16 protein-coding genes, 1 pseudogene and 1 riboswitch are annotated in these 26,914 nt (G+C 37.3%); of the genes and pseudogenes, 9 read left to right on the top strand and 8 right to left on the bottom strand.

Annotated features, from left to right (window positions below; genetic code table 11):
* Positions 1–241 precede the first annotated feature (241 nt).
* Complete coding sequence (locus tag BFJ97_RS18355; protein ID WP_068986098.1) at positions 242–1,144, bottom strand: CAP-associated domain-containing protein; 903 nt, start codon at positions 1,142–1,144, stop codon at positions 242–244.
* Between the two features lie 541 nt (positions 1,145–1,685).
* On the opposite strand from BFJ97_RS18355, the gene BFJ97_RS18350 reads away from it, so the two are divergent.
* On the top strand, positions 1,686–3,254 hold the full coding sequence (locus BFJ97_RS18350; protein ID WP_068986097.1) for a sensor domain-containing diguanylate cyclase: 1,569 nt from the start codon (positions 1,686–1,688) through the stop codon (positions 3,252–3,254).
* A 299-nt stretch (positions 3,255–3,553) separates the two neighbouring features.
* On the opposite strand, the gene BFJ97_RS24325 is transcribed toward BFJ97_RS18350, so the two are convergent.
* Positions 3,554–3,880, bottom strand: coding sequence for a hypothetical protein (locus tag BFJ97_RS24325; RefSeq protein WP_139114482.1), 327 nt, complete (start codon positions 3,878–3,880; stop codon positions 3,554–3,556).
* Between the two features lie 282 nt (positions 3,881–4,162).
* Between BFJ97_RS24325 and BFJ97_RS18340 the strand changes: the two genes are divergently transcribed.
* A complete protein-coding gene (locus BFJ97_RS18340) occupies positions 4,163–8,476 on the top strand; it encodes an S-layer homology domain-containing protein (protein ID WP_068986095.1) in 4,314 nt (1,437 codons plus the stop codon).
* Positions 8,477–8,830: 354 nt separating this feature from the next.
* On the opposite strand, the gene BFJ97_RS18335 is transcribed toward BFJ97_RS18340, so the two are convergent.
* The 4 genes from BFJ97_RS18335 to BFJ97_RS18320 form a co-directional block, all read right to left on the bottom strand.
* Positions 8,831–10,228 (bottom strand): nucleoside recognition domain-containing protein, encoded by a 1,398-nt coding sequence (locus BFJ97_RS18335; RefSeq protein WP_068986094.1) that lies wholly within the window; start codon positions 10,226–10,228, stop codon positions 8,831–8,833.
* Positions 10,200–10,925 carry a FeoB small GTPase domain-containing protein gene (locus BFJ97_RS18330; protein ID WP_068986093.1) on the bottom strand — a complete coding sequence of 242 codons (726 nt, stop codon included), beginning with the start codon at positions 10,923–10,925 and terminating at the stop codon, positions 10,200–10,202. The genes BFJ97_RS18335 and BFJ97_RS18330 overlap by 29 nt, the downstream gene beginning before the upstream one ends.
* The gene (locus tag BFJ97_RS18325) at positions 10,922–11,176 is read right to left on the bottom strand and encodes a FeoA family protein (RefSeq protein WP_068986092.1); all 255 of its coding nucleotides are present in this window, start codon (positions 11,174–11,176) and stop codon (positions 10,922–10,924) included. Before BFJ97_RS18325 ends, BFJ97_RS18330 begins: the two co-directional genes overlap by 4 nt.
* Positions 11,177–11,583: 407 nt before the next feature.
* Positions 11,584–12,888 (bottom strand): hypothetical protein, encoded by a 1,305-nt coding sequence (locus BFJ97_RS18320; RefSeq protein WP_068986091.1) that lies wholly within the window; start codon positions 12,886–12,888, stop codon positions 11,584–11,586.
* A 429-nt stretch (positions 12,889–13,317) separates the two neighbouring features.
* Here BFJ97_RS18320 and mntA point away from each other — a divergent pair, with 429 nt between their 5' ends.
* Positions 13,318–13,602 carry a type VII toxin-antitoxin system MntA family adenylyltransferase antitoxin gene (gene mntA / locus BFJ97_RS18315; protein WP_254660202.1) on the top strand — a complete coding sequence of 95 codons (285 nt, stop codon included), beginning with the start codon at positions 13,318–13,320 and terminating at the stop codon, positions 13,600–13,602.
* Positions 13,603–13,706: 104 nt separating this feature from the next.
* A pseudogene (hepT, locus tag BFJ97_RS18310) lies at positions 13,707–13,987 on the top strand (type VII toxin-antitoxin system HepT family RNase toxin).
* Between the two features lie 148 nt (positions 13,988–14,135).
* Here the strand turns inward: hepT and BFJ97_RS18305 are convergent.
* On the bottom strand, positions 14,136–17,117 hold the full coding sequence (locus tag BFJ97_RS18305) for a hybrid sensor histidine kinase/response regulator (RefSeq protein WP_175401805.1): 2,982 nt from the start codon (positions 17,115–17,117) through the stop codon (positions 14,136–14,138).
* A 210-nt stretch (positions 17,118–17,327) separates the two neighbouring features.
* On the opposite strand from BFJ97_RS18305, the gene BFJ97_RS18300 reads away from it, so the two are divergent.
* A complete protein-coding gene (locus BFJ97_RS18300; protein WP_068986089.1) occupies positions 17,328–18,476 on the top strand; it encodes a response regulator in 1,149 nt (382 codons plus the stop codon).
* A gap of 55 nt (positions 18,477–18,531) precedes the next feature.
* Here the strand turns inward: BFJ97_RS18300 and BFJ97_RS18295 are convergent, their stop codons facing one another.
* Entirely contained in the window at positions 18,532–20,706 is a 2,175-nt protein-coding gene (locus BFJ97_RS18295) for a hypothetical protein (protein WP_068986088.1), read from the bottom strand.
* A gap of 242 nt (positions 20,707–20,948) precedes the next feature.
* On the opposite strand from BFJ97_RS18295, the gene BFJ97_RS18290 reads away from it, so the two are divergent.
* The 4 genes from BFJ97_RS18290 (at position 20,949) to thiC (ending at position 26,764) form a co-directional block, all read left to right on the top strand.
* Positions 20,949–23,051: a methyl-accepting chemotaxis protein gene (locus tag BFJ97_RS18290; protein WP_068986087.1), complete on the top strand. Its 2,103-nt coding sequence runs from the start codon at positions 20,949–20,951 to the stop codon at positions 23,049–23,051.
* Positions 23,052–23,251: 200 nt separating this feature from the next.
* The gene (locus BFJ97_RS18285; RefSeq protein ID WP_068986086.1) at positions 23,252–24,181 is read left to right on the top strand and encodes an AEC family transporter; all 930 of its coding nucleotides are present in this window, start codon (positions 23,252–23,254) and stop codon (positions 24,179–24,181) included.
* Positions 24,182–24,315: 134 nt separating this feature from the next.
* Positions 24,316–24,606: a hypothetical protein gene (locus BFJ97_RS18280; protein WP_068986085.1), complete on the top strand. Its 291-nt coding sequence runs from the start codon at positions 24,316–24,318 to the stop codon at positions 24,604–24,606.
* Between the two features lie 122 nt (positions 24,607–24,728).
* Positions 24,729–24,843, top strand: a riboswitch (TPP riboswitch).
* A gap of 142 nt (positions 24,844–24,985) precedes the next feature.
* Positions 24,986–26,764: a phosphomethylpyrimidine synthase ThiC gene (gene thiC / locus BFJ97_RS18275; protein WP_068986084.1), complete on the top strand. Its 1,779-nt coding sequence runs from the start codon at positions 24,986–24,988 to the stop codon at positions 26,762–26,764.
* The last annotated feature ends 150 nt before the right edge of the window (positions 26,765–26,914 follow it).

The raw sequence follows: 26,914 nt of genomic DNA, 5'->3' as shown, positions 1-26,914 counted from the left end.
TATAACAGAAGAATTGATGGCTTGACTATGTTAATTTCAATTATAAATTAATTAGTCAGAAAATTATATGTCGGAATAACAATAAAAGTAAAAAAAATTTGAATAAAGATTATCTGTCAAATTTCAGATAATAATCTTCGTTTATCCGAAAATTCTGTCGCATCAAAGGTACAAAAAATCTCTATGCAATAGATTGCGTATAGAGATTTTTTTGTGCTAATGATTATTGTCGCCAGTCAAATTACTTTGAATAGAAGTTAATCGTATAATATGGTGCACTGTTATCATTAAAACAGACACCAACAAAAATATGTGTGAATTCTTTTCTTAAAATATTTGTACGATGCCCTGCCGAATTCATCAGTGCCTCATGGGCAAATATACTATTGTGCTGTCCATGAGCTAGATTTTCGCCATACCAGAAGTAATGAACGCCACTAACAGTGAGACGGTCATTGGAATGATTACCTATGTGATCCTTATGGCTAAAAAATTGATGTGCAATCATATTACTGCTATGCTGTCGAGCAATGTTATTACATTTCTTATCATAAATAAGTGGCTGTAATCCTTCTATAACTCGCTCATGGTTAATCAGTTCAACCATTAAATCTTCAAGCCCTGTTCGTAGTTCATTGGAAGGCTTACCATAATAACCACATTTACTTAATTCCGTTTTGGCATTAATCCAAATGATAGAACGAACCATATTATTTTTGTGTAAATCATAGAAAAAAGTAACATAGTGATGATCAATCAAATAGGTCCCATGTGTAGTGCTACCTGTACAATCATTATAAACGAGCAAGTAACTTGTATTTTGATAGTGTATGGCACTGAGTGGAAGACCATATTTCCTATGCACATCTGTTTGATTGGCACCTATGTGAATACCAAATACGCTATATCCAATGCGTGTTTCATATCCTCCAACCTTAGTAGAATTATGTTTTCCTACGAGTGAGAATTGGGCGTAGTCTGTATTTACTCGATGCCATTTCATTTTGTATTCACTTTGAAAGCTGGATAGTGACAACGCTTTTTGTGTATTTAAATGGACTGTCTTTTTTTGATTAAGAGAAGTATTGGCCCATAATGCCATACTGAAACCAAATATAATTGGAGCTGCTTTACGTAACAACATAGTTAAACCCTCTTCTGTGAATTTATAATAAAAATCTATCGAAATCTATCAAAAATATAGGAGATTTATAGATATAAAATACTATATTTTTATTCCGTTAACGATGCTAAATTTCTGGCACTATCCCTACTATATGGCTATTATCATAAAGTGGGGTTGATTTCCGTTCCTACCGAGCGCTTTGTTGCTGACGCTTAGCTTTCGCACAGATCAAACATTTGTTGCTGACGCTTCGCTTTCGCACAGATCAAACATTTGTTGCTGACGCTTCGCTTTCACACAGATAAAATCCAATCAACTTATACACATGGCATACGTTTTACAAATGTTATCCCAAACTTTTGAAGATGAGCATTCTATATTACTTTTGTTATAAAAAAGTCTTAAGAAGCACTATTTTACAAATACTTTTTTCTTAATATACGAAATTATTCTTAATAAGGAATTTTTTTGTGATTTAATAGACTAATAGAGAAAATGTCAAAAGGCAGTAGTTGAAAAGGTTATTGCAAAGAAATTAACTAGAGGTAAAGGGTAGAGAATGAAATCAAAACATTTAAAGTTAAAGCATTTAATCATGGGAGTTGCGTTGGCTGCCTTTTTCTTAACGAGCATTGGTAGCATTTGGAGCGGTTACCGAATGAATGTTGCCTCCATTAAAGAAAATACGCTTGAAACAAATCGAGTATATGCGCAAAAATTAGCAACCACTGCAAGTTTATATTTAGAGGAAGCTTTTCAGATTTTAGGATATAGCGCCAACCTTCTAGAGTCGAAAATGGATGATAAGAATGCATTGAATAGTGAAACAGAGCGTTTGAAAATGCAAGATAAAATGTTTAACTCGGTTTTTATCACAAATGCAGAAGGTCTTGTACTATCTGTTACACCACCAGCTGAGGAGGTACAAGGTCAAGTATTGGCAGCAGTTGAAACAGAAGAAGCGTTATCAAAAAAGGAGCCTTTTGTCTCAAAACCTTATGAAGGGGTTACAGGGCGTCTCCTTATTTTTATATCGTCTCCTATATTTTCAGAGACAAATGAATATTTAGGAATGGTAGCTGGAACAATTTATTTGAAGGAACGAAATATTTTTAATGCGCTACTAGGGGAACATTATTATCATGATGGTTCGTATGTTTATGTAGTTGATTCAGACGGACGCGTTATTTATCATCAGGACCCAAGTCGTGTCGATGATATTGCTATGGGTAATAAGGTTGTTCAAGCGGTAGTTTCTGGAGAAAATGGAGCACAGCAAGTAGTGAATACTAGAGGAATAGAAATGCTTGCTGGTTATAGTGCCGTTCCTTTAACGGGGTGGGGAGTTGTTGCTCAGAGACCGTTAGATGTAGCATTAGAACCTTCATTTGATCGTGTACAGGATGTAATTATAAAATCTATTCCTCTTATGCTAATTTCAATTATTATTGTACTTTGGGCGGCAGCGCGTATTGCAAATCCTTTACAGCAATTAGCTACATTAACAGAGGAGAGTTTGGAAACGAAAAATGTGGAAGGGTTAAATTCTGTACGTGGTTGGTATTTTGAAGTGTATTATTTAAAGAGTGCACTTATTCGGAGTTTAACATTTTTACAGGGACAGGTGTCCTATTTTAAGGATCAATCTACAACAGATCCATTAACAGGTGTAACGAATCGGCGCACGATGGATGCAATGCTAGCTGAATGGCTTGACAACAAGTTACCGCATGCCCTCATTTTACTTGATTTAGATCATTTTAAAAGTGTTAATGATACATATGGTCATGCGGTCGGCGACAAAGTATTACAATTTTTAGCTCAAAATATGAAAGCAGTCGCTCGTGATGGAGATGTTTGCTGTCGCTACGGTGGAGAGGAATTTGTTTTGTTACTGCCAAATACTACGGCTGAGGAAGCGGGACAAGTGGCAGAGCGACTGCGCCACAATTTGGCACATACTATAAGTCCTTGTGGTCGCATAGTGACATTATCTGCTGGAGTTGCTGTGTATCCACAAATGGCTGACACTGCGGAAAAGCTAATTGAAGCTGCGGATGGTGCGCTGTATCTTGCAAAACAAGCTGGACGAAATCAAGTTATGGTCGCTGAACAAGAAAATAAATAAAAAATGTATTGAAATAGGCTTATATCTTTTGTTTTTTGGGTAAACGATTAATACGACAATCATTTGGGCAAGCTACTTTTAAGTCATTCCCCATATGACTTCTAAAGCATGTTCAAATGATTCGTAAACTCGGGACACATCTCTTGATCGACTTGACAAGATGTAAGGTTATCCCCCTTTCCCTTATGACATCACAAGTACGACAGATGTATGCCTATATATCGTTAAAGCCAAGTGAGCACCGATGCTCCTTGGCTTTTTTATGTGTAATATTAAAGGGATTTCAGGAAAAACGAGGCTCATCGCAATAACGTAGGGTTGATTTCCGTTCCGACTGGGCGCTTTGTAGCTGTCGCTTTGCTTTCGCTACAGATTAAACATTTGCCGCTGACGCTTCGCTTTCGCGCAGATAAAACATTTGTTGTTGCTGTCGTTGCACTTTCGCACAGATAAAACATTGCTGACGCTTCGCTTTCGCACAGAGCAAAGCTTCCTGGGGGCGTCCGATGAGCCACTTCACTCGCGTTGCTCGCTCCAGGGTCTCGGGCCAACACGATGTTGGTCACGAAGGCGTTATCACAGGACGTGATGGTTTTAGCCTTCGTTCCTCTATTGCTGATCCCCAAGGAGTCGCCCAGTCTCCACTCCAATCAACTAATATACATTTCGTAATATTTATAACAAATGCCTCACCGACTTTAAGTAATAGTTAAAAATAAGTGGTTTAGTCCTGAGAATGTACAGTGACTAAACTGTTTTTTTGTGTTTACCGCTAGCCTTTATTAACGATTTTCTTCCATTATTTTAGAAATTGCTATGAAGGTTCACTGTCTACCTGTCGATATAAAGGGTATGATGAAAATGATATTTTGTACGTATCAAAATACATAAATGAAAGGAAGAGTGGGATGGATAAAACAAAAATCCAAAAAGTGAACAAAGCACTGATAGCAACTGTTTTCGCTACTAGCGGGATTGCTGTTGTAGTGCCAACACCACAAAAGGCAGCGGCGGCTACTTCACCATTTACAGATATTGACCAATATTCAAGTCATTATGACAATATTATGAAATTATACGCTCAAGGTGCGATTAGTGGGTATGCAGATAAAACTTTCCGACCAAATCAAAATGTAACACGTGGTCAGGCAGCAAAAATGCTGGCGACTGTTTTAAATTTAGATTTGAAAAATGTGGAAGATCCATACTTTAAAGACGTTCCACAGAGCAGTGAATATTATAAGTATGTAGCCGCATTACAAAATGCAGGAATCATGTCTGGGTATTCAAACGGAACATTTATGCCTAATGAAGTAATTACACGTGGGCAATTAGCGAAAATTTTAGTGCTAGGCTTTAAATTTGAGGTAGCATCTAATTACAACCATAGCTTCAAAGATGTAACAAGCCAAACGAGCAACGCCATCTATATTCAAACTTTAGTGGATTTAAATATTACAGAAGGAACAACGCCTGCCACATTCTCACCATTTGATGCAGTAACTCGTGGACAAATTGCATCCTTTATTGTGCGTTCACAAGAGAAAAAAGGCAATGCTACAACTTTCAAAATTACAGGTGTTGAAGACGATGTTGTCTACATAAACGGTGAACCATATTCAGTACCAGAAAGTCTTGCGCATATTTTTAATGAATATAATGCACCTGTATTAAAAGGTGCGTTTATTGAAGGGGATCTTTCAGGCAAAACCATTCGCTCTGTCTCGAAGTTAACATTGAATGCGAGCGGGACAAGCTCAAGATTTCTAGAGTTTGATGGTGATCATGAGTCCTTCGGTGCGACAATCGTTGTTAATGGGAACTATATTGAATTTTCAAATGTTACATTGACTGGCACAATGTATGTGAACGAAACGGTACGTCCACCTTTACATATGAGTGTTTCTGACTATAATCCATTATCGATTGGCCGTATAGCAAGCAACAATTTTTCATTTATCGACTGGACTAATCCCGAAAATCCAAATGGTGAAAACCCACCCCCGTCCAAAAACGGTCCGACAACGGATTTTGAAAATTGGACAGATCAGAATTCAGACAAAAATCCTGATAAAAACAAGCCGTTTGAGAATTGGTCTAAAGATAAAGTGACGATGAAAAATGTTGAAAAACATATTGAATTTTATAACAGCACTGTATCACGCTTAGTCGTATCACAAAGCGGTACAAAAATCGAAACAAATATGAAGTTACCACGCGTAGACATCATCAGGAATGTCCGTGAATTTGAGATTCAAGGAAATATTGGGACACTAAACCTTGATACAGAAACAAAGCTAACAATTTACGGAGATGGCAATATCGACTGGATTAACTACAATAGCTTTACAGATTTAGAGCTATATATGGACGGTCGCGTAGGTACTCTGTACGTTGATAATGTATATGGTTGGGTTGATGTTGGAGATTACACGTATATTGACAAAGTTATTATACCGAAGGGTGAGTCACCGAATAATATCTTCGATGATTTCCTAGAGGATAAAGATAATATCGGCATTATTACAGATCCAGACGGTAAACCGATTGATAAGGATGATTATGATAATCAAAAACCGACCGATAAAACGAAACCAATGGTCGATGTTACAAAGGTAACACCATTAAATGGTAGCCAAGCTCAGGTAGATTTTACCTCAGATGAAGTCGGAACTTACTATTATATAGTTCGTGAAAAGGGCGCTGATGCACCAACAAAACGAGAAATGGTAGATCGTATTTCTACTGAAAATGTAGCAAGTGGAACAGGTGCGGCTGTAAAAGGCACAAACACGGTTAAAGTCACTAATCTAGGTGAGAAAAAAGAATATGTCGTTTATGTAATGGTGGTTGATGGAGCGAAAAATGCTTCGGATATTAAATCACAAGCATTTCAAATGAAGGATGGCTCACCGCCAGTCGTAAAGTCACTTACAGTAACGCCACTACAAGGCGGAAAACGTGCAGAGTTAAAATTCACAGCGAGTGAACCAGGGGATTATTACTACTATGTACGTAAAAAGACGACTGCCGCAGATCCAACAACTGCAGACATTATTGCTAAGCCAATAGGTAAGGGTAAGGCAGTTGCGGGTAAACTTGGAATTACTGAAATTGTAACAGGTTTAGACGCTGAAACAGAGTATCAACTTTATGTAGTGATGAAGGATGATTCGGGTAATAACTCGAAAGATCCAGCTGTCATGAAAGAGTTTACAACAAGTGCACTTGATAACATCTATCCATTTGTAGAAAAGATGAAGCTAGAACCAGCAGGTCAAGAAAACCAGTTTTATGTATATCTAAATGAAGCCTTAGATCCTGAAAGCGCTCGTAATGTAAATAACTACGATTTATCAGGAACAGTTATCGTCAATACGACAGGGCAGCAAAAAATTAAACCTTCTGCTGTAGAGTATAAAGAAGGCGATAAAAAAGTATTATTAACAATTCCATCTCAAACAGGTTTTGTCTATGGTGATACATTACGTGTAACAGTATTACCTGGTGTTAAGGACTTAGCAGGCAATGAATTTGAAAATGCCAATACTGTTGGACCTGGTAAAAATGCTCGAAACTATGCTGAATATGTGCATGAGAAATTTGTACCACCAACTATTTCTATTGAAAATGTCATTAATAAACCAGACGAATCTGATAATTCCAAACGAGTAGAAGTTGAATTCAAGCCAAATAAGGCTGGTTCGTATTATTATATGGTTTTACCTGATACGATCGTAGACAATGGTGAAACAAAGACATTTAAGCAATATTTAGCCGACAAAGGTATTACAGAGCGAGACTTTGTCAATGAATTTGCGAAGGATTCATCATTAAAATCGGGCTACTTCCAAATAGGTGGAAAAGATATTTATATCGAAATTGGCTCTGGTCCGGCTGATTTAGAGACAGATACAAAAAAATTCCCTATTGCTATTTCTAAAGACGAACTTAATCCATTCTCAAGCTATTCTGTTTACATGGTCTTAAAGGATCGTGGTGGGGAAATTTCGAAAATGACATCAAAAGAAATTATTGGTGACACGAAAGCACCGTTAATTAAAGACTTAGTTGTAAAGCCTAAGGAAAAAGATGATACAAAAGCAATGATCAGCTTCAATACTGATGAGACAACTATACTGCATTATTGGTTTGTACCGAAGAAAAATGCTGATGGGACAACGAATGATTCAGCTAATTTAAAGATTGATACACCTGCAGAGCGTAAATTCTTAGAGGACAAATTAAAAGGTAGTCCGAGTGTTAAGAAAAGTGGAAAAGGGGCCTTCCCTTTAACTGAAGCACAGGGTGTAACTTTAAATCCACATACAGAGTATGTTGTATATCTAGGAGCAGAGGATACGTATGGTAATATTAGCGTTTATAAAGCCAATGATGCTGGGGAAAATCATGATGAATCAAATGCTGGTTGGATGAAGCAAGATTTCTATTCTGATGGTACAGCTCCACGAGTGGAAGACCCTATCTTTAAACGAATTGATGGAAAAACATTTGAGGTTACATTCTCAGAAGCAGTCGGTGACCCAGCTAATCCAGGAAGTATTATTAAAAATGGTCAATCATTCTTTAATTTTACAAACTTAGATGGTACAACAGCGACTTTACCAAGTTATACATGGGCTTGGGAAGATGGTGCAGCTTTAAGGGAGACATGGAAACCTAGAAAAATGATTATTACGTTTAATAATCCGGTAAATCAAAGCTTTGCATTAACGGTAAATGCCGATATTACAGATAAAGGCAGTGCGATTATTGCCAATACACAAATACCGTTTGCAAATGGTAAACCTACAGCATCTTATATGTATAGAACTCTTACAACTAATATTGAAAGTGCTAAGCTTCAGGAGCCTATTACTGTTGATAGAAGTAATAAGATTAATGCAACATTCGACTTTACCTTCTCAGATCCTTCAGTGGAACCTGGAGAAGAAGTCAACTACTATTACAAAGTATATAGTAAAACATATACACAAACAGAAATTGATAATGTTAAACCAATTGAGGTTATTGATCCAAATTCTTCGGGTGCATTAACAAGTCTTAGCCAGGGCAATGGCAAAACGCCGCTTAAAAACGGACGAACAGTGCAACCTATTACAAATAATACGTTCCCATTCATTGAGGGAGATTATATTGTAATTGTTATAGTTGATAAATATGGAAATAAATATCTTGTTCAAGATAAGATTTCAAAGTAATAAATATGTATAGATAATAGAAATAAGGCTTTTAAATCGATAACAACCAAAAAATAACCAAGTGGATGATGTTCCACTTGGTTATTTCTCTTTCAGAAAGAGCTTGATGTCCAGCTAATTTATTCCGCATTAACGGGCAGTAATTAAATTGTACCGAAAGCGAAGCGTCAGGTACAAGATTCCTACCTCCAAATTCAGCGAAAGTAAAAAGTTAGGTGGGAGAATAATTGCTCGTAAAAAATAAATGGGGATGAAGAAAACTCCCGCTGATTAAAGTTTCACACTTTATTGAATACCTAGTTGAAACTCAAATTTCGAAGAATAAAAAAGAGGGGCTTATAGACAGCCCCTCCATCACACCCAACCAAATGCTCGAGCAATTGTCGCCGTTAGCCATGTCACGCCAATGGCAATGACAGTTGGAATCATGAATGACATAAATGTCCACTTTGCACTTTTTGTTTCTTTATAAATATTGACTAAAGTCGTTCCGCAAGGGAAGTGTAGAAGTGAGAATAACATCATATTTAAAGCTGTCAGCCACGTCCAGCCTTGGTCGATAAACACTTGCTTTAGCTTCGATAAATCTTCAATCTCAAGCATCGCTCCTTGAGATAAATACGCCATAATTAGGATAGGGACCACAATTTCGTTAGCTGGTAACCCAAGAATAAAGGCGGCCAAAATAAAGCCATCCATACCAAGAGCATGACCAAACGGATCTAAAAAGTTAACAAAATGCATTAAAATACTTGTATCACCAATGTAAATATTAGCGAATATCCAAGTCAAAATAGAGGCAGGCGCTGCAACGATAACCGCTCTTTTTAGTACATTCCATGCTTTATCAATACTTGCTCTTACAATCGTATTCCAGATCTTTGGTCTACGGAATGGTGGAAGCTCTAATGTGTAATGAGTGGGTACACCCTTTAAAGCCGTTTTAGAAAGAACCCAGGATACAGTTAATGTTACAACAACACCTAACAGGACAAATCCCATTAAAATTGCTGCTGTCATAAATGTACCTGTTGCCCCCGTAAAACCCATTGTCATAAATAATGATGCTAATAAAATAAGTGTTGGCCATCTTCCGTTACAAGGAACAAAATTGTTCGTTAAAATGGCCAGCATTCGTTCACGAGGAGATTCTATTATTCTCGTAGATAGAATAGCGGCAGCATTACAGCCAAAGCCCATTGCCATTGTTAATGATTGCTTCCCGTGTCCTCCAGCTCGTTTAAATAAACGGTCCATGTTAAATGCTACGCGTGGTAGGTAACCGTAGTTTTCTAGTAAGGCGAAGATAGGGAAGAAGATAGCCATTGGCGGTAGCATAACGCTAATAACCCAACCGGTTCCTCTAAATAGCCCAAGCACTAAAATACCATGTAGCCATTCTGGTGCGTGCATTGCTTCAAAAATTATTGTTAGCTTACCCTCTAGATAGCCAAATAAATCAGCTAACATGCTTGATGGTACGTTTGCGCCAGCAATCGTAATGTAAAAGACAGTCCCAAGCAGAATAAGCATAATAGGGAATCCCCAAATGCGAGATGTGAAAATTTCATCTAATTTATCGGATCTATATAGTCCTGGCTGTTGCTCCGACACTACTTTTTTACATAAAGATTTGCTTTTAGCATAAATATCACTAACGATTTCATCTCGAATATCCTCATTCGAGACTTCTTTCACTTCAGCCAATATGTTTTTTAGTAAGCTATGATTTAACACTGACTGGGGCTCCATTTGTTATCACCTCTCCTTGTCTATTATTTTTATGATTTTGTAGTCTTAAGATCAATTCCTCATCTCCATCAAGTAAACGAAGGGCAATCCATCTCGATGGATATTTACCATCAAAATAGCCTTTTATTTTCGACTCTACCTTTAAAATGGCTTCCTCTATTTCTTGCGAATATGTCATACGATAAGGAGTCGTAACAATTTGCCCGTGCACTAGTTGATTTAATGTATCTAATAATTGATCAATTCCTTTTTTATTTCTGGCTGATATTTTTACGACTGGGACTCCCAGTTCACGAGCCAATTTCTTGTCATCAATTCGGATACCCTTTTTCTCAGCTTCATCAATTAAGTTGATACAAATGATGACTTTATTAGTCATTTCCAATACTTGGAGTGCGAGATTTAAATTTCTTTCTAATGATGTTGCATCCAGCACAACAATCGTTGCATCTGGTTGATCAAAAATAATATAATCTCTTGCGACTTCCTCATCTGCTGAATTTGAAAATAAAGAATAGGTACCGGGTAAATCCACGAGTACATATTGTTCACCGTTATGTTCAAAGGATCCTTCTGCATGGACAACTGTTTTTCCCGGCCAGTTTCCGGTATGTTGCTTCAATCCTGTTAATGTATTAAACAATGTGCTTTTACCCGTATTTGGATTACCTGCTAAAGCTATTTTATTTACTCTCACTTTATAGCCCCCCTAACGATTTCTCCTAGAATTCTAGAGCTTTCATCATTACGTAATGCAATTGTTGTATTGCTTACACGATAAGCAACAGGGTCTCCTAAAGGACTTTTACGAAGAACAGAGATTTCTGCTCCTTTCACAAAGCCTAAATCTAATAATCTTCTTCTTAAAGGACCTTCAATATTTATTTCTTTTATTAAAAAATAATCTCCAAAAGAGCATTCTGAAAGTGGTCTCAATGTTTTTGTCATACGCCTTTTTTATTCCTTTCCTTAATAATCTTTCCCGTGCTTTATATTGTTTCTCTAAGGAAACTTTATTAAAGAATATGCCGGATTTATGACAGATGTCAATGATTTTCAAATTTTTTTTTGAAAAGTGCGATAAAAGCACTAATTGAATAAAGGATGTGACATGACATAATAGGCTGAACTAAGGAAAGTGGAAAAGGGGATTGTGTTTGGGAAAATGCGGAAGGATAAAGCCGTTGCTGTACTGCTAAGACATAGTCCTTTTTATGGTGTGTTAATAAGATTTTGTTACATGTGCCTAATAAAATTTTCAAGAGGGTTTTGATAATGTTAAACCCTCTGCTAATAACAAAGTATCGGCAGAGGGTTATGATTTTTTTAATCTTTACTGGAGATCATGAAGGAGATTAATTTCTAACGATCTGGAATGTACCTGGTGTAGATGTTTGAATAAAATGTTGATTTCCTTCTACAGTGTAATCAGCTGGCATCTGCTCGTTAAAGTCATAGGTACGAACGATGGAGGCATTCGGTGGTAAATTCTCGAGAATGATTTCCATATCTGCCTCAAATTCAACTGGTTTATTATTTAATGTTGCTTGGAATGTGATACGATTCAAATTTCGTGTAATTTGAATTTCCATTACGCCAGTATCCTCATTAAGAAGAGTTCCTAGCGGTGGAATAATAACAGTCATATTGGATTTCGTTGTTAAAACAAAGCGCTCTGTACTATTTTCTGAGTCAGCAACATTAATTTTTGCTGTATAGGTATTTTTGTTTCTAGTCATAGCTGTGGTTTTACCAGGTAAGGCAGCTTTGTCAGAAAAAGTCGGTGTTTTTTTCGCATTTCCTTTAGCCGGCAGATCATATTTACCATTTACATAGTCTGCTAATGTCCAGACATTTGGCACAAGCTGCTGCTGCACGGGTGTTAAAGCTTCGAAAGCTGTTTTGACTGCCTGTACATCTTGAGCAGTGGACGTTTTAGGTGATAAAGCTGCAATAGCATTTTCTACTTCCTTAGCTGCTGCCTTATCCTTCACAACAAGCTGTTCAGCATCTAATAAAATCTTTTCGACGCCAGCAGGTAATGAGACGTTTGTATGTTTGCGTAGTGCATTAAGCTCGGCTCTCGCATCAGCTACATCCTGATGGAAGCTAATACGAGAAGAGTTTAACAATTGGATTTTATTGACCACTTTATCGATAGATGTATTTGGCGTGATATAGGAATTCAGTATTCTTTGTGATTCAGCACTCACAAAGGTTTTTTGCGCTGCATTTAACGTATTGTACCAATCTTTCGTTTCCATGACATTTTGATAGTAATTAACAGAAGTTGACTCCACGGAGGCTAATTTCTCATCAATTTGTGCAGCAAGCTTACGATACGCTACTCTCGTTTGTTGATGATTTGATAGTGTTGAATAATTCGTGACGTATTGTTTTTCTGTTTCAGTTAACTCGTTGTAGGCTTTGAGGGCTGCCTCAAGGTTTGCTTGGAATGAGTAATAAGTATCGTTAATGTTCGAAATAAGTTGTACAACATTTGTAACGTTTGAGTTGTAGTAATAATTATTATTGTATATGTAAGCCGTTTTTGCATGTCCAGAAACATCAGCAGCCGATGCTGACGTAGTTGGTGCAGTATAGATCAGTGAAGGGACAGCAACTAGGGCGAGTAAAGCTAGTTTTCTTTTGTTTTTCATGATATGGGAAACCTCCTGTTGTTTTGATAAGTGTAATGGTAAATCATAGGGTTTTTATCCTAGGTAAATCCTTTAACTGCCTTAAGAAACGATTGATTATTTACTAGCTGAAAAGGGTCCTGTCTAGACGGAATTATCCTAATATATGTTGATAAACCAATTTTATCATAGCTTAGGATTTTTTTATGTATTTTTTTGGGGAATAGGTAGATAGGTTTTGTATTTTTTTTAAGATTTTGTGTCTTATGTACTTATGAGAATACGAAATGTAAACAAGCAGATAAGTCCGTAGTCTGCTTGTTTCAATCGAGACGGATAGAACGATCAAACAAACGAACGGATAGATTCCTGGAACTGACGGAAAGAACACTCATAATTAAGGGTAGAGTTTTATTATAATGATTCTAAGAAGGAGCGGGGGTGTTTTATTTGCAACGAAACTGGCAGAAGGTAGTTGTTGAAAAGTTAGCTACGGCTGTTAAACCCGCCTTTGTTATTGTTTTTGGTTATTATGCGCGGGGTTCGGCACGTGAAGATAGTGATTTAGATATAGCGTATTTTGCAGATAAGCCTCTCTCAAGTTACGAACGTTTTCTATTAGCCGGAGAAATTGCACAGGCTTGTAATGTTGATATTGATTTAGTCGATATGAAGACGGTTGATACAGTGTTTGCAGCACAAATTTTTTCAAGTGGTATGGTCATTGATAGATGAAAACACCTTTGTTAAAGAACGAATGAAGGCCCTATCAATGTATGTAACGTTAAATGAACAACGTGCGGAGATTTTGAGATCAATTGAAGAGAGGGGTAGTGTCTATGGTAACTAATGATGTTGTTCTAAATAAAATTGCTACAATTGAGCGCTGTGTGAAGCGTGTCAACGAAGTGTATGGAAAACGAGTAGAGAAGCATTCAAATTACTTGAGGAGAATAACATTATTGACCATGGATTAGCAAAAACATTAATAAATATGGTTGGGTTCCAAAATATTGCTATGCATGATTATCAATCTATTGAATTAAATATACTCCAAGCAATTATCGAGAATCATTTAAGTGATTTTAAGACCTATACAGAGGCAATATTGCTTGCATAAAAGAAACAACAGGCTATAGAGATTCCTCTAGCGCCTGTTGTTTTTGAATTATAAAACGGATAGAACCTTCATAGTGACGGATACACCCTTCGAACTGATGGTTAGATCAACAAAACTTCGATAATATAAAGCCGATATCGCCTTACTCCTATTTAGGAATTGGGAACGAGATGGTCGTGCCTTGTCCAATTACACTTTCTATTGTTAACTCCACGCCAAATAATTGCTTTAGGCGTTGTTCGGTGTTAACGAGACCAACGCTTGTTTGTTTTTTAGGGCCAGTGTTATCGAAGCCAACACCATTATCGGAGATGGATATTGCAAAGTGCTCCTCGGCTTCTGCAATGCGAATTGTGACGGTTCCTCCTTGTATGCGAGGTAAAATGCCATGCTGGATGGCGTTTTCAACTAGTGTTTGAATCGACAGTGGTGGGACTGATAGCTCTATATTTTCAGGGATGTCCCATATTACTTGAACTCTATTACCGAAGCGTATTTGCTCGATTGCTATATAGGAGTGAACGAGCTTTAATTCGTAGCTGATAGGCACAACTAAGTCGGCATTTTGGAAATCAAAGCTCATCTGTAGATAATCACTGAAAGCTAGCAGTAATTCTTCCATTTGCTCATCATCTACCCCGTGTAGGGATATAATTGAGTTGAGTGTATTAAAGAAAAAGTGAGGCTGAATTTGTGCTTGTAGCCATGCTGCCTCAATCCGTAGACGTTCTTCACTTGTTTGCTTGACGCGAACAAGTGCATTGGCCCTAGATTTAAGTTCTACATATTCCATTGGCTTCTTAACATAATCATTTGCACCACTTAAAAAGGCAAGCTGTATATCCTCTCTTTGCTGACGAGCTGTTAAGAAAAGTATTGGCAGTTCGGAAATAGAGAATCGCTCACGAATTCGTTGAGCTAACTCATAACCTGACATATGTGGCATCATAATGTCCGAAATTATCAGATCAAAGCTACCTTCCTGCAGCTTTTCTAGAGCCTCAGCACCACTTAATGCAGTTTCAATTTCATAAGGCTCTGTAGACAGCACGTTGGTAAGCACCTGCAAGTTTACAGCGTCATCATCAACAATTAAAACGCGTGAATGACTTGTCACAAGAGATCCTTTTTCGGTAGCTGCAGTAATTTCACCTTCAAATTTGGAAAGATTGTTTAGTAATGAAACGTATTTTGAAAGAGAAGCATCGTTTTCAGCGTTTAAATCGGCTTCATCTACAGCTAGATTTTTAGCTATCGGTAACGAGAAAGTAAACGTAGAGCCTTTTCCAACAGTTGATGATAGCGATATTGTGCCTCCGTGTAAGATAACGAGTTCCTGACATATGCTTAAGCCGAGTCCAAGTCCACCACCTATAGATGTCATACTCGAATCAACTTGCTCATATGGTTCAAATATACTTTCTTGCATGTCCTTTTCAATACCAATTCCCGTATCTGTAATAGAAATATATAGTTTTTTACCAACCACCTCAGCATCACATATAATAGAACCTTTTTCTGTAAATTTAATGGCATTATGAAATAAGTTCGTAAAAATTTGAATAAGCCGAGTCTCATCTGCTAATACAGGTGGTAAATCTTTAGGGATGTTTATTATTAGCTCTACTGGTTTTCCTTTTAACATAAAAAGAAAAATGTTGCTTACACCGCTTGTTAAATTATAAACATTAATCGGCTTTGGCTGAAGACGAATAGTTTTTTCCTTTAGTTTTACTAAATCTAGTAAATCATCTAGCATATAGGACATATGATTACCGATTGTCAGTAGAAGTTTTAAATCATCATTGTTTTTTTCAGCGAACTGATGATCCTGCTTAACTAACAGTGTTTGTGCAATACTCATCATGCCGTGCAGTGGGTTGCGAAGCTCATGAGAGGTATTCGCAAGAAAATCATCCTTCGTGTTAATCTCTTTTTGCAGCTTTACTGTAAGTTTTTCAGTTTGCAGCGTTGTTTGAAAATATTGCGTAAACCAAAATGCTGATATAGCAGTAATGGCAATCAATAGATCGAAGGGGTAATGACTATAAGGCAATGTAGCATTCTGCCTTAATGAGAAATATAGCGAATTAGTTACGACAGCAGTGCCCGTTAATAATAAAAATACAACCCCTTTTTTTCCTTTAATGACTATAATCAGCATAAAAATAGTTATAATAATAGGAGAAACACTAATGAGTATTGTGAAAATAAATTTAGTGCTAATAATATACTCGATAGGAGCTAGTACAATAAATAGTAGGTACACAGCACATAGCATTGGAACAACGGTTAATATTTTGGGCTTTGAATATTCCTTGACTAAATCGCGTAGAAATAAAATAAAAAACAACATGTTATTAATATAAGAAAAGTAATAGATTTTGTATGCCCAAATCCAGTTAATGGGCATGTAAATATATAAAATTTTATTGCTCGAAACAAGCACGGTTATACAAGTAGAAATAATGATCATTGCAAAGTAAATAAGTGATTTGCTTCGAATACCTATCGCAAAAAGTAAAGCAGTGAAAAGTAAGTAAAATATAAAGACTAGGCAAACTGCCATTTGCGTTGCAATTGAAAAGAACTTTGTTCGTTCCATGGAGTGTAAATCGCCAAAAATAATATCTTTTGTAAAACCGCCCTGTGCAAATCGATTTGTTTGGACACCTTGTATGATGATCTCGCTTTCACTGGAATCTAGCGTAAAATAATGTGTAATAGGTCTACTGGCGGGGGCAGTTTTTTCATTATCTGATGTAATGTCTCCTAGACTTCCGATAAGCTTTCCATCAACATAAAGCTCATAAGGTGACAGTCCTTCAGGTATGGTAATGCCATACAGTTGAGGCTTTTTGTCATCTTTCAAAATAGTTAAGCGATAAGAACCATAATGAATATTTGTTTCGTTGTTAAAGTATTTATCCCATGATTCTGGTAAAGTGGAATAAATTTTATGACCATTCTGTTTATATGGTTTTGGATTTTCTGAAACGAGTAGGGTGTTGGGGTAAAACTCCCATTCGCCATGTAGCTTTCTTTTAAAGTCTTTGCTTGTTTCAACACCTCTTAAATCGATAGTACCTTGTTTTGCAACTGCTCCTTCTGGGACATCAATGATATTCATCCAGGTAAATCGAAGTAATGTAAGCAAGCTAAAGAATAAGCTAACAATCAGAACAATCTTTAAATTTTTGGAGATAATTTGCTTTTTTATCATAGAAGTTAATTTTCGACAGATTCCTTAAAAAATCCTTCAAAAGTAATGATTTTCTATCAGGTTTGAAAGAAATAGAACGATATTAATAGTATGACAAGTGTTTAAGGAGGGGATGTTATGAGAATTGTGATAGTTGATGATGAACATCTACCATTAACGAGATTAAAAACCTTACTTGAAAAAAGTAGTATCTCAGAAATTGACATAGTTGGAGAATATACAGATTCTCTAGAAGCGATTGCTCAAATACATAGTTTACAACCTGATGTTGTATTTTTAGATATTGTAATGCCTGGTATGAATGGACTTGAGCTAGGTGGGAAAATTCAAGAAATATCGCCGCACGTGGAAATTGTCTTTACCACAGGCTATGACCAATACGCTATAGATGCTTTCAATTTGCATGCTATAGATTATCTCTTAAAGCCTGTACAAAAGCTTCGTTTACATAAATCATTGGAACGGCTTCAACAGATGATCGAAAAGAATCAGCCAATCACAGCTAAACAAAAAATGATTAAGCTGTTAGGGGGTCTGAAGGTAGCGTCGCCTGATGGTAATGCACACTTAATGAAGTGGCGTACGTCGAAAGCAAAAGAATTGTTTGCTTATATGCTTAGTCATCGCAATGAAATGATTTATCGAGACACCATTTTGGAATTGTTTTGGCCAGAATCTGATATAGATAAGGCATGTAAGCAGCTTTATACAGCTATTTATACAATCCGACAAACTTTGAAAAATTATGGACTTGACGGTGTTCAAATCGCAAGTCCGTTGTTGAATTCAGGCTATAAATTATTGTTGGAAGATGTAGTAATTGATGTAGAGCAATGGCTGGCTCAATTAAAATCTTTACCTCCGCTACAACAGAGTACAGTAGAAGAGCATGAGCGTGTATTCCAAGTCTATACAGGGGATTATTTGGGCGATAGTGATTACATATGGTCAGAAAGTGAAAGAGAGCGACTAAGACGTTTGTGGACACATCATGCACAGCAATTATGTGAGTTTTATACTTTACATGAAAAATATCTTGCTGCGGTGAAAGTGCAAGAAAAAGTTCAATCATTTTCACCTAATGAGGAAGATAGCTATTTCACCTTGATGAAGCTCTATCATTTACTAAACAATGCCGCTGCTGTGGGGGAACAATATTGGCTGTTAAAGAAAATGTTGCAGGAGCAATTAGCGGTGGAGCCTAGTGAAGGAATTGAGAAATGGTATAAAAATTGGGAAAGAGAATATACAGATGTTTTGGTCTAAGACTGGCTCTATATGAGAGAAAAGGACTCTCTCGGTGTAGAGTCCTTTTTATTTTCTATTTTTGATTACCGTAACTTTGCGCTTCTTTATAAATGCTGATTGCCTTGTCTAAACTGTTAATAGCATCTGTCACTTCGTACGAAGATGCATAGGAGTTACTGACAACTGATTGAGCGTTTTGCACTGCTCTTTCTAAGTCACGTTTTGCTCTTTCTGTTGTCCACTTTTCATAATAGGGTACGTCAGTTCCATCTCCGTTAGCAGAAGTCTTTACATACTGAACAGAACTAATGAGTGACGTTAGCCAAGATTTATCAACATAATTCCGATAATTTACACCGGATTTATGAGTACTTCTATACGTTGAAATAGCATTATATAAATAATTATAGGCAGACGAAATATCTGACTGAGACGAGTAGCCATTATTGGCAACACTTTGAGCGTATGAAACCGCATTGACTAAAGTGTCTTTTTCGCTTTGTGTCGTCCAAATGACATTAGAAGATAATTCAGATCCATTGACAGAAACGGTCACATATTGAACAGAGTTAATAAGTGATGAAAGGGCAGATCGATCGGCATTAGTTTGGTAAGTACCATATTTTTGTGCATTTTTATAAACAGTAATCGCGTAGTTTAAATTGCTAATAGAATTTGAGATATCAGACTGAGTTGAATAGCTATTATTTGCAACAGACTGTGCGGATGAAACGGCATTGACTAAAGCATCCTTCTCACTTTGAGTTGTCCAAGGTGTATATGATGCTACATCATTACCGTTATTCCAAGAAACTGCAACATACTGAACAGAGTTAATAAGCGATACAAGGGCAGATCGATCGCTATTAGTTTGGTAAGTACCATATTTTTGTGCATTTTTATAAACCGTGATCGCGTAGTTTAAATTGCTAATAGAATTTGTGATATCAGACTGAGTTGAATAACTATTATTTACAACATACTGAGCAGATGAAACGGCAGAAGCTAAAGCATCCTTCTCACTTTGAGTCGTCCAAGGTACATATGAAGCTACATCATTACCATTATTCCAAGAGACTGTAACATACTGAACAGAATTGATAAGCGATTGAAGTGAAGATTTATCGCCATAAGTATATTTTGTTCCATTCTTTTGTGCGGCTTGATAAGCTACTAATGCGTTTTTATAGTGTGTAATCGCATTGCTCACTTGTTCCCGTGAGGCGTTGGGATTATTAGCTACTGCTCCTGCACTTGCTACTACGGATTCGAAAGCAGAACGGTCAGCCTGTGTTGTCCATTTTTCAGTTGTTAAAATGTCATTTCCATTATAAGAAACTGCAACATACGGAGGTGAAGACACTAATTTACTTAGCTCTGATTTATTCACGACTGGTAAAATTACAGAGGCCTTTTTATCATCCACCTGCACTTTGTTAATTTGATGTCCTGAATCTAAAGCTACCTTCGCTCCATGTTTGACAATCACTTGCTCAATTTTACCCTCTCCATAAAGGCTAAAATCATTTTCAACATCGATTATAAGTTTATCAACATTAGCCTTAACTTCAAATGAATTTACTTTACCTACCACATCGACTTTAGAAATAGGTTGGTCAGAAGTCACATTTATTTTAGAGCGTTCCACATTAATCTTTGAGTATTTAATATCTTTTAAAGAGACATATAACCAATTTACTTTTCTCGTCAGTAGAGGCTTGAATGTGATCGTCTCCTCAACGTCTACTCCATCGATAGTAATTGCTTTCTTTACTCGGTTCGTTATGATAAGTTCACCGTCAATATCAATATTTTGCACTTTAACATAATCCGCATTTACAGTTAGATTTCCTGCTATCTGTGCATCACCGCCATCAAAATACACTGCTTTTTTGTTTGTACCAGCTTTATTTAATGTTAGTGCTGTAACGCTTGTAATTTCACCGTTTTTCACTACGACTGTGGCTTCGGCATTCGTTAATGCAGTTTTATTCGATGTATTAAAGAGGGGCTTCAGCGACTGACTAATTTTAAATTGGCCATTGGATGTAATTACTTTATCTTTAGTGATATTGGTAATGGTAACGCTTTGACCTGATGGAACCTTTGTTTTGGCTGCAACTATCTGCTCATCAATTTGAATTGAGTGAGGTGAATCATTAGAAGCAGCGTTTGCAGTTGACGCTGGCAACACTAACGTTGCTGTAATAGCAGTTGCCATAAAAGTAGTGAACGCTTTATTCTTCATTTTAGTCACTCCGATCATTGTATTTAATGGATAATATATCATAGATTACTTTAATTTAGTATAAAAGGGGTTATGTTTTGTTATTTATCATAATGAAGTAAAACAATAGTCCTTTTTTTCGTAATATTTAATACTTTTCTGAAATCCTTCGATAAATTTATAAAATTCTACTTTATTCGCTAAATCTTTTATTGTGGTACAACATTCCATCCATTATTATGTTATAAAAAAGGGGTGTTGTGATGAAAAAATCTAAGAGTATTTCTTTAAAACTATCTTCCCTAATAATAGGGTTATTTTTAGTATTATTTATTACTTATATAACGATTACAGGTAATATTTTAAAGACTCAAAGTGTTGATGATGCGGAAAGTGCGACGCTTGAAACTGCAGAATATTCAGCAGCAAAGATGGGTGAACGTTTTGAGAAAGCAAATAATACATTACTGACAACGAAGCGGATAATTGAAAGTATGGAGAAAAATGGCGAGCTTTCCGCTAAAGGCGTCATAGATATGATGGAAAGTAATTTAGTTAATAATGAAGATTTACTTGGTGTAGGCGCTGTTTTTGAACAGAACTCCACAAAGATCGATCCGACAATTCATGCTACTTTAGTGGATTCAAAAAATCGCTTTGTCCCTTACTTAAGTAAAGATGAGAATAAAATAACAACTGCTTCTCTTGAAGGCCTGGAAGATAAGAGTGTTTCTGAGTGGTATTGGATACCGAAAGAAGAAGGACGAGCAATTTTAACGGAGCCTTATGATTATAATGTGAATGGAAAAACAGTACTAATGACAACGATTTCTGTTCCATTAGTCGATGCTTCAGGATCATTTTTCGGCATATTGACGGCAGATTTGGCTATTGATTATTTAACTGAATTGACAGAGTCCGTAAAGCCAGATGGTGGCTATGCAGCAATTATTACTAATAATGGGATTTTAACAGCAAATAGCTTTGGTGAGGCTTTAAAGGGATTAAATATGCAAGATCATATGGATTGGACAAGCATTAAGCAAACTATGGATAATGGCGAGCTAAAAAGTATGTATATGGATTCGGCAGAACTTAAGGAAAATGCATTTAATGTTTTTGCTCCGATGATTTTAGATGGAATTGATGAGACATGGACTGTACAAATAGTGCTACCTAAATCCAAAATATTAGAAACTTATAATCATGTACTTATTTTTACAATTATAGCCTCAATTATTATAGTCGTTTTAATGACCGTTGCTAGTGCCTTGTTTATCTATAAACTATTGAAGCCATTAAAGTTTTTACGTACTTCTATTGAAACGGCGGCAGAAGGAGATTTAACTCAAAAAGTAGATGAACAATATATTAAGACTGATGAGATTGGTATGGTTGCACTAGCTTATAATAATATGCTAGATCAAACGAATAGTGCCATTCAAACGGTTCTGAATTCGACGACATTGCTTAATCAATCATCCAATCATGTTCATGAAGCATTTAATGAAATAGTAGCTTCAAGTCAAGAGGTTTCTGTAGCTATTAATGAAATTGCACAAGGGGCATCAAAACAATCTGAGGATACAGAAGAAACAAACTATCGAATGATTGATCTATCCGATCAGATTGATGCCATTACATCGCTTTCGAATGAAATGGATGAGCTATCGAATAAAACGAAAGCAACTACAGATAAAGGTATGAAAGAAGTCGAAAGCTTACGTGAACGTAATGCAGAAACAAATACAATGAATGGACGTATTCAACAGCAAGTCGAGTCTTTGGCGTCCAATATTGCCAATATTAATCAAGTGATCTCGTCTATTCAAGGTATTACAGAGCAAACAAATTTACTAGCTTTAAATGCAAGCATAGAGGCTGCTCGAGCTGGTGAACATGGTAAAGGTTTTGCAGTTGTTGCCGAGGAAGTGCGAAAGCTAGCAGAGCAATCAAAAAATGAAACAGAGGTCATAAAGCGAACAGTAGATAGTATTCTTGTAAATTCTCAGCAAACAGTTGCTGTCATTGCTTCAAACGCGGGCTTAATAGAAGCTCAAAATGAATCAGTACAAGGCACGGAGCTTGCGTTTAAAGATAATAGTGAGCTTTCTAGTTCTATCGCAACTTCAATTAATGAATTAATGACTCAGCTTTCTCATATGTTAGAGCATAAAAATCAAGCGATTATGGCAATCCAAAGTATTTCAGCTATTTCAGAGGAGACTGCTGCATCTGCGGAACAGGTAAGTGCGTCTGCTATTGATCAGCAAGCAGAGCTACAAAAGGTTGCAGATTCCATTAATAATATGAAAGAGATTTCCAATGAATTACAAGCGGTCGTTAATCGATTTAAGCTTGCTTAATGTTAAAGGATGAATTTTAAGAAGGACTGCCTGATTTCGGAGGCAGTCTTTCTTTTTTGCATTTTTCCCGATAAAAAACACTGGATTAGTATTGTACATTTCAGAAGAAAATACCTTTCATGAATGATGAGATAACATTGAGGTGCATTGACCGAGCGAAAAAACAGCACTACTATAGGAAAGGAAAGGGGGACATCACTATGATGTATCTCGGTATGATTTTCTTCCAGATTGTCGCTCCTATTTTGGTGCTTCTAGTACTTGGCGCAGTTTTACAAAAGAAATTTCACTTTAATTTAAAGGCATTATCTCAGCTTATTACATATTGCTTTATGCCAGCAGCTGTTTTTGTGAATTTATACGAAACGCGTATAGAGCTGCCAGTTCTTGTAGAAGTTGCATTATTTATTGTACTCTTTATCGGCAGCCAAATGGTGCTTAGTCACTTTATAGCAAAGGGACTTGGTTTAGTAAAAACAGAGGCTGCAGTGTTTAAAAATAGTGTAGTCCTTATTAATTCGGGCAACTATGGTATTCCAGTTGCACAAATGATTTTTGTGACGCAGCCGATTGGAGTAGCGATTCAGGTCATTCTCGTAATCTTTCAAAATATGACGACTTATACATACGGCTTGTACAATTTAATTTCTTCAACAAAATCAGGCATGTCTATTGTGAAAGATTTCCTCAAAATGCCTATTATTCATGCCCTTATTATTGGTGTAGCGATGAACTATTTTGATATCACTATTCCACAGTTTATAAAAATTCCGATAGACCATGTGGCAGATGGCTTTATCGCTGTAGCGTTAATAACGTTAGGGGCACAGCTATCACAGCTTGAAATCAAATCGATGTTCAATAAGACGGTATTTATTAGTTGTTTTACACGACTAATCATAGGGCCAGCTGTAGCTTTACTTATTATTTTTACACTTGGCTTAGACGGTGTCGTGGCACAATCTCTTTTTATAGCTAGTTCTTTCCCGACATCACGTAATAGCTCTAGTCTAGCATTAGAATACGATGTGGAATCGGCAACTGCCGCACAAACTGTTTTATTCTCAACGATTGTAAGCTGTATTACCGTGACAATTGTGATTTATGTAGCGGAACTGTTGTTTACCTAACGGCTAGTTGTTTTCGGACTAAGATAGAGTGACAGCCGTTCTGGAGTGTGAGGCTTTACTACCGATTTATAAAAATATTTTGTTAAAACGTACGCCGTATATATAGTTGATTGGAGTGGAGACTGGGCGACTCCTTGGGGATTAGCAATAGAGGAACGAAGGCTAAAAACATCACGTCCTGTGATAACGCCTTCGTGACCAACATCGGTGCTGCTGCTGTCGCTGCGCTTTCGCACAAAAAACATCTATTGGCCCGAGACCCTGTAGCGAAGCGAAGCGGCTCATCGGACGCCCCCCAGGAAGCTCTGCTCTGCGCGAAAGCGAAGCGTCAGCGGCAAATGTTTTATCTGTGCGAAAGCGAAGCGTCAGCAACAAATGTTTTATCTGTGCGAAAGCGAAGCGTCAGCAACAAATGTTTTCTGTAGCGACAGCTACAAAGCGCCCAGTCGGAACGGAAATCAACCTCACGTTTGGGTGATAAGCCAAAAATTATCAAATGAAGCTTCCATCTCTTAGCAATATCTGCTACACTAGCATCAAACTTAATAGCATTAACTAGGGGAGTCTGATGAGTCGGGCTGAGAGGGAAACGCATAGAGGTTTCTTGACCCTTTGGACCTGATCTGGCTCATACCAGCGTGGGAAAGTTAACCTTTATTGCAATATAAGCTCTTTGCGATAACTATACCTTTACATTCTTAGCCGGATCCAAAAAAAATTTTGGATTCGGCTTTTGTTTTTTTGAGGGGTGAGCTAGATTTGGTCCTTGTATAAAAATACGTAAAAACGGGAGCGAAATAGTTCATGACAACAGTTAGCGAAAAGAATATTACGATTATGTCAAATTTTGATGGAAGCAAAAAAGTGTATGTGGAAGGATCACGACCAGATATTTTAGTGCCAATGCGTGAGATTGCTTTAAGTCCAACGACAGGTAGCTTCGGTGAAGAGGAAAATGCGCCAGTTCGTGTCTATGATACGAGTGGTCCGTATACGGATCCTGCATATAAGGTAGATATTACGAAAGGATTGCCAACTTTACGTAGTGCATGGATCAGAGAACGAGGTGACGTCGAGGAATACGAAGGTCGTACAATCAAGCCAGAGGATAACGGTTTCCGTAATGCGGATGATCCTCGTATTCAAGAAAATGTTTTTCCGGATTTATCTAGAAAACCTCTACGTGCTAAGAAAGGTGGAAATATAACTCAGCTTCACTATGCGCGAAAAGGAATTATTACACCAGAAATGGAGTTTGTAGCGATTCGCGAAAACATAGATCCTGAATTTGTGCGCTCAGAGATTGCGGCGGGTCGAGCTATTTTACCTTCTAATATTAACCACCCTGAGGCCGAGCCAATGATTATTGGACGTAATTTTCATGTAAAAATTAACGCCAATATTGGAAATTCAGCGGTGTCATCCTCTATTGCGGAAGAGGTAGAAAAAATGACGTGGGCTACCCGTTGGGGCGCTGATAACATTATGGATTTATCGACTGGTAAGCATATTCATACGACGCGTGAATGGATTATCCGTAATGCCGCAGTGCCAGTAGGGACAGTACCGATTTATCAAGCGCTAGAAAAAGTAAATGGTGTGGCAGAGGATTTAACGTGGGAAGTGTATCGTGATACGTTGATTGAGCAGGCTGAGCAAGGTGTTGATTATTTCACAATTCACGCAGGGGTATTGCTGCGCTATGTACCATTAACGGCGAATCGTGTAACGGGTATAGTGTCCCGTGGCGGTTCGATTATGGCACAATGGTGTTTATATCATCACCAAGAGAGCTTCTTATATACGCATTTTGAAGAAATCTGCGAAATTATGAAAACATATGATGTTGCCTTCTCCTTAGGTGACGGTTTACGTCCAGGTTCTATCGCAGATGCTAATGATGAGGCGCAGTTTGCGGAGCTAGAAACGCTAGGGGAATTAACGCAAATTGCCTGGAAGCATGATGTACAGGTGATGGTAGAAGGACCAGGGCATGTACCAATGCATCTTATTAAAGAAAACATGGACAAGCAGTTAGAGGTGTGTAAGGAAGCTCCTTTCTATACTTTAGGGCCGTTGACAACAGATATCGCTCCTGGCTATGACCATATTACATCAGCTATTGGTGCTGCAATGATAGGCTGGTTTGGTACGGCAATGCTGTGCTATGTAACACCTAAAGAACATTTAGGATTACCAAATCGGGAGGATGTTCGAGTAGGGGTTATTACGTATAAAATTGCTGCACACGCAGCTGATTTAGCGAAAGGGCATCCGGGAGCACAGCAGCGTGACGATGCATTATCTAAAGCACGCTTCGAATTCCGCTGGCGCGATCAATTCAACTTAGCGCTAGATCCAGAGCGAGCGGTAGAATATCATGATGAAACATTACCTGCAGAAGGGGCGAAAACAGCGCACTTCTGTTCGATGTGTGGACCTAAGTTTTGTAGTATGAGAATCTCGCAGGATATTCGTAATTATGCAAAGGATAAAGATATGAATACTACGGAAGCTATTCATAAAGGTATGCAGGAAAAGGCAGAGGAATTTAAAAAGGCGGGCAGTCAGATTTATCAATAATGCAAAGCGTAAGGCTTGTGTCTATTTTTTAGGCACAAGCTTTTCTTAATCATTAAAACGTAAAAAAACTCCATGTGAAGTTGCTCTTCGCATGGAGTAAAAAGTTGGATTTGGATATCAATAATAAGTGGAAAATATCAATTAAGCCTA

It is taken from the genome of Lysinibacillus xylanilyticus, from assembly GCF_001708185.1.
In the GTDB taxonomy this organism is placed as follows: Bacteria; Bacillota; Bacilli; order Bacillales_A; family Planococcaceae; genus Lysinibacillus; species Lysinibacillus xylanilyticus_A.
This window is presented reverse-complemented; position numbering and strand designations above follow the sequence as displayed.

Bases quoted from the DNA above. Each gene is read 5' to 3' on its own strand.
- BFJ97_RS18295 (WP_068986088.1), bottom strand. From the start codon at position 20,706: ATGAAGAATAAAGCGTTCACTACTTTTATGGCAACTGCTATTACAGCA.
- BFJ97_RS18325 (WP_068986092.1), bottom strand. From the start codon at position 11,176: ATGACAAAAACATTGAGACCACTTTCAGAATGCTCTTTTGGAGATTAT.
- BFJ97_RS18340 (WP_068986095.1), top strand. From the start codon at position 4,163: ATGGATAAAACAAAAATCCAAAAAGTGAACAAAGCACTGATAGCAACT.
- BFJ97_RS18290 (WP_068986087.1), top strand. From the start codon at position 20,949: ATGAAAAAATCTAAGAGTATTTCTTTAAAACTATCTTCCCTAATAATA.
- thiC (WP_068986084.1), top strand. From the start codon at position 24,986: ATGACAACAGTTAGCGAAAAGAATATTACGATTATGTCAAATTTTGAT.
- BFJ97_RS18285 (WP_068986086.1), top strand. From the start codon at position 23,252: ATGATGTATCTCGGTATGATTTTCTTCCAGATTGTCGCTCCTATTTTG.
- BFJ97_RS18300 (WP_068986089.1), top strand. From the start codon at position 17,328: ATGAGAATTGTGATAGTTGATGATGAACATCTACCATTAACGAGATTA.
- BFJ97_RS18335 (WP_068986094.1), bottom strand. From the start codon at position 10,228: ATGGAGCCCCAGTCAGTGTTAAATCATAGCTTACTAAAAAACATATTG.
- BFJ97_RS18350 (WP_068986097.1), top strand. From the start codon at position 1,686: ATGAAATCAAAACATTTAAAGTTAAAGCATTTAATCATGGGAGTTGCG.
- BFJ97_RS18320 (WP_068986091.1), bottom strand. From the start codon at position 12,888: ATGAAAAACAAAAGAAAACTAGCTTTACTCGCCCTAGTTGCTGTCCCT.
- BFJ97_RS18305 (WP_175401805.1), bottom strand. From the start codon at position 17,117: ATGAATATCATTGATGTCCCAGAAGGAGCAGTTGCAAAACAAGGTACT.
- BFJ97_RS18355 (WP_068986098.1), bottom strand. From the start codon at position 1,144: ATGTTGTTACGTAAAGCAGCTCCAATTATATTTGGTTTCAGTATGGCA.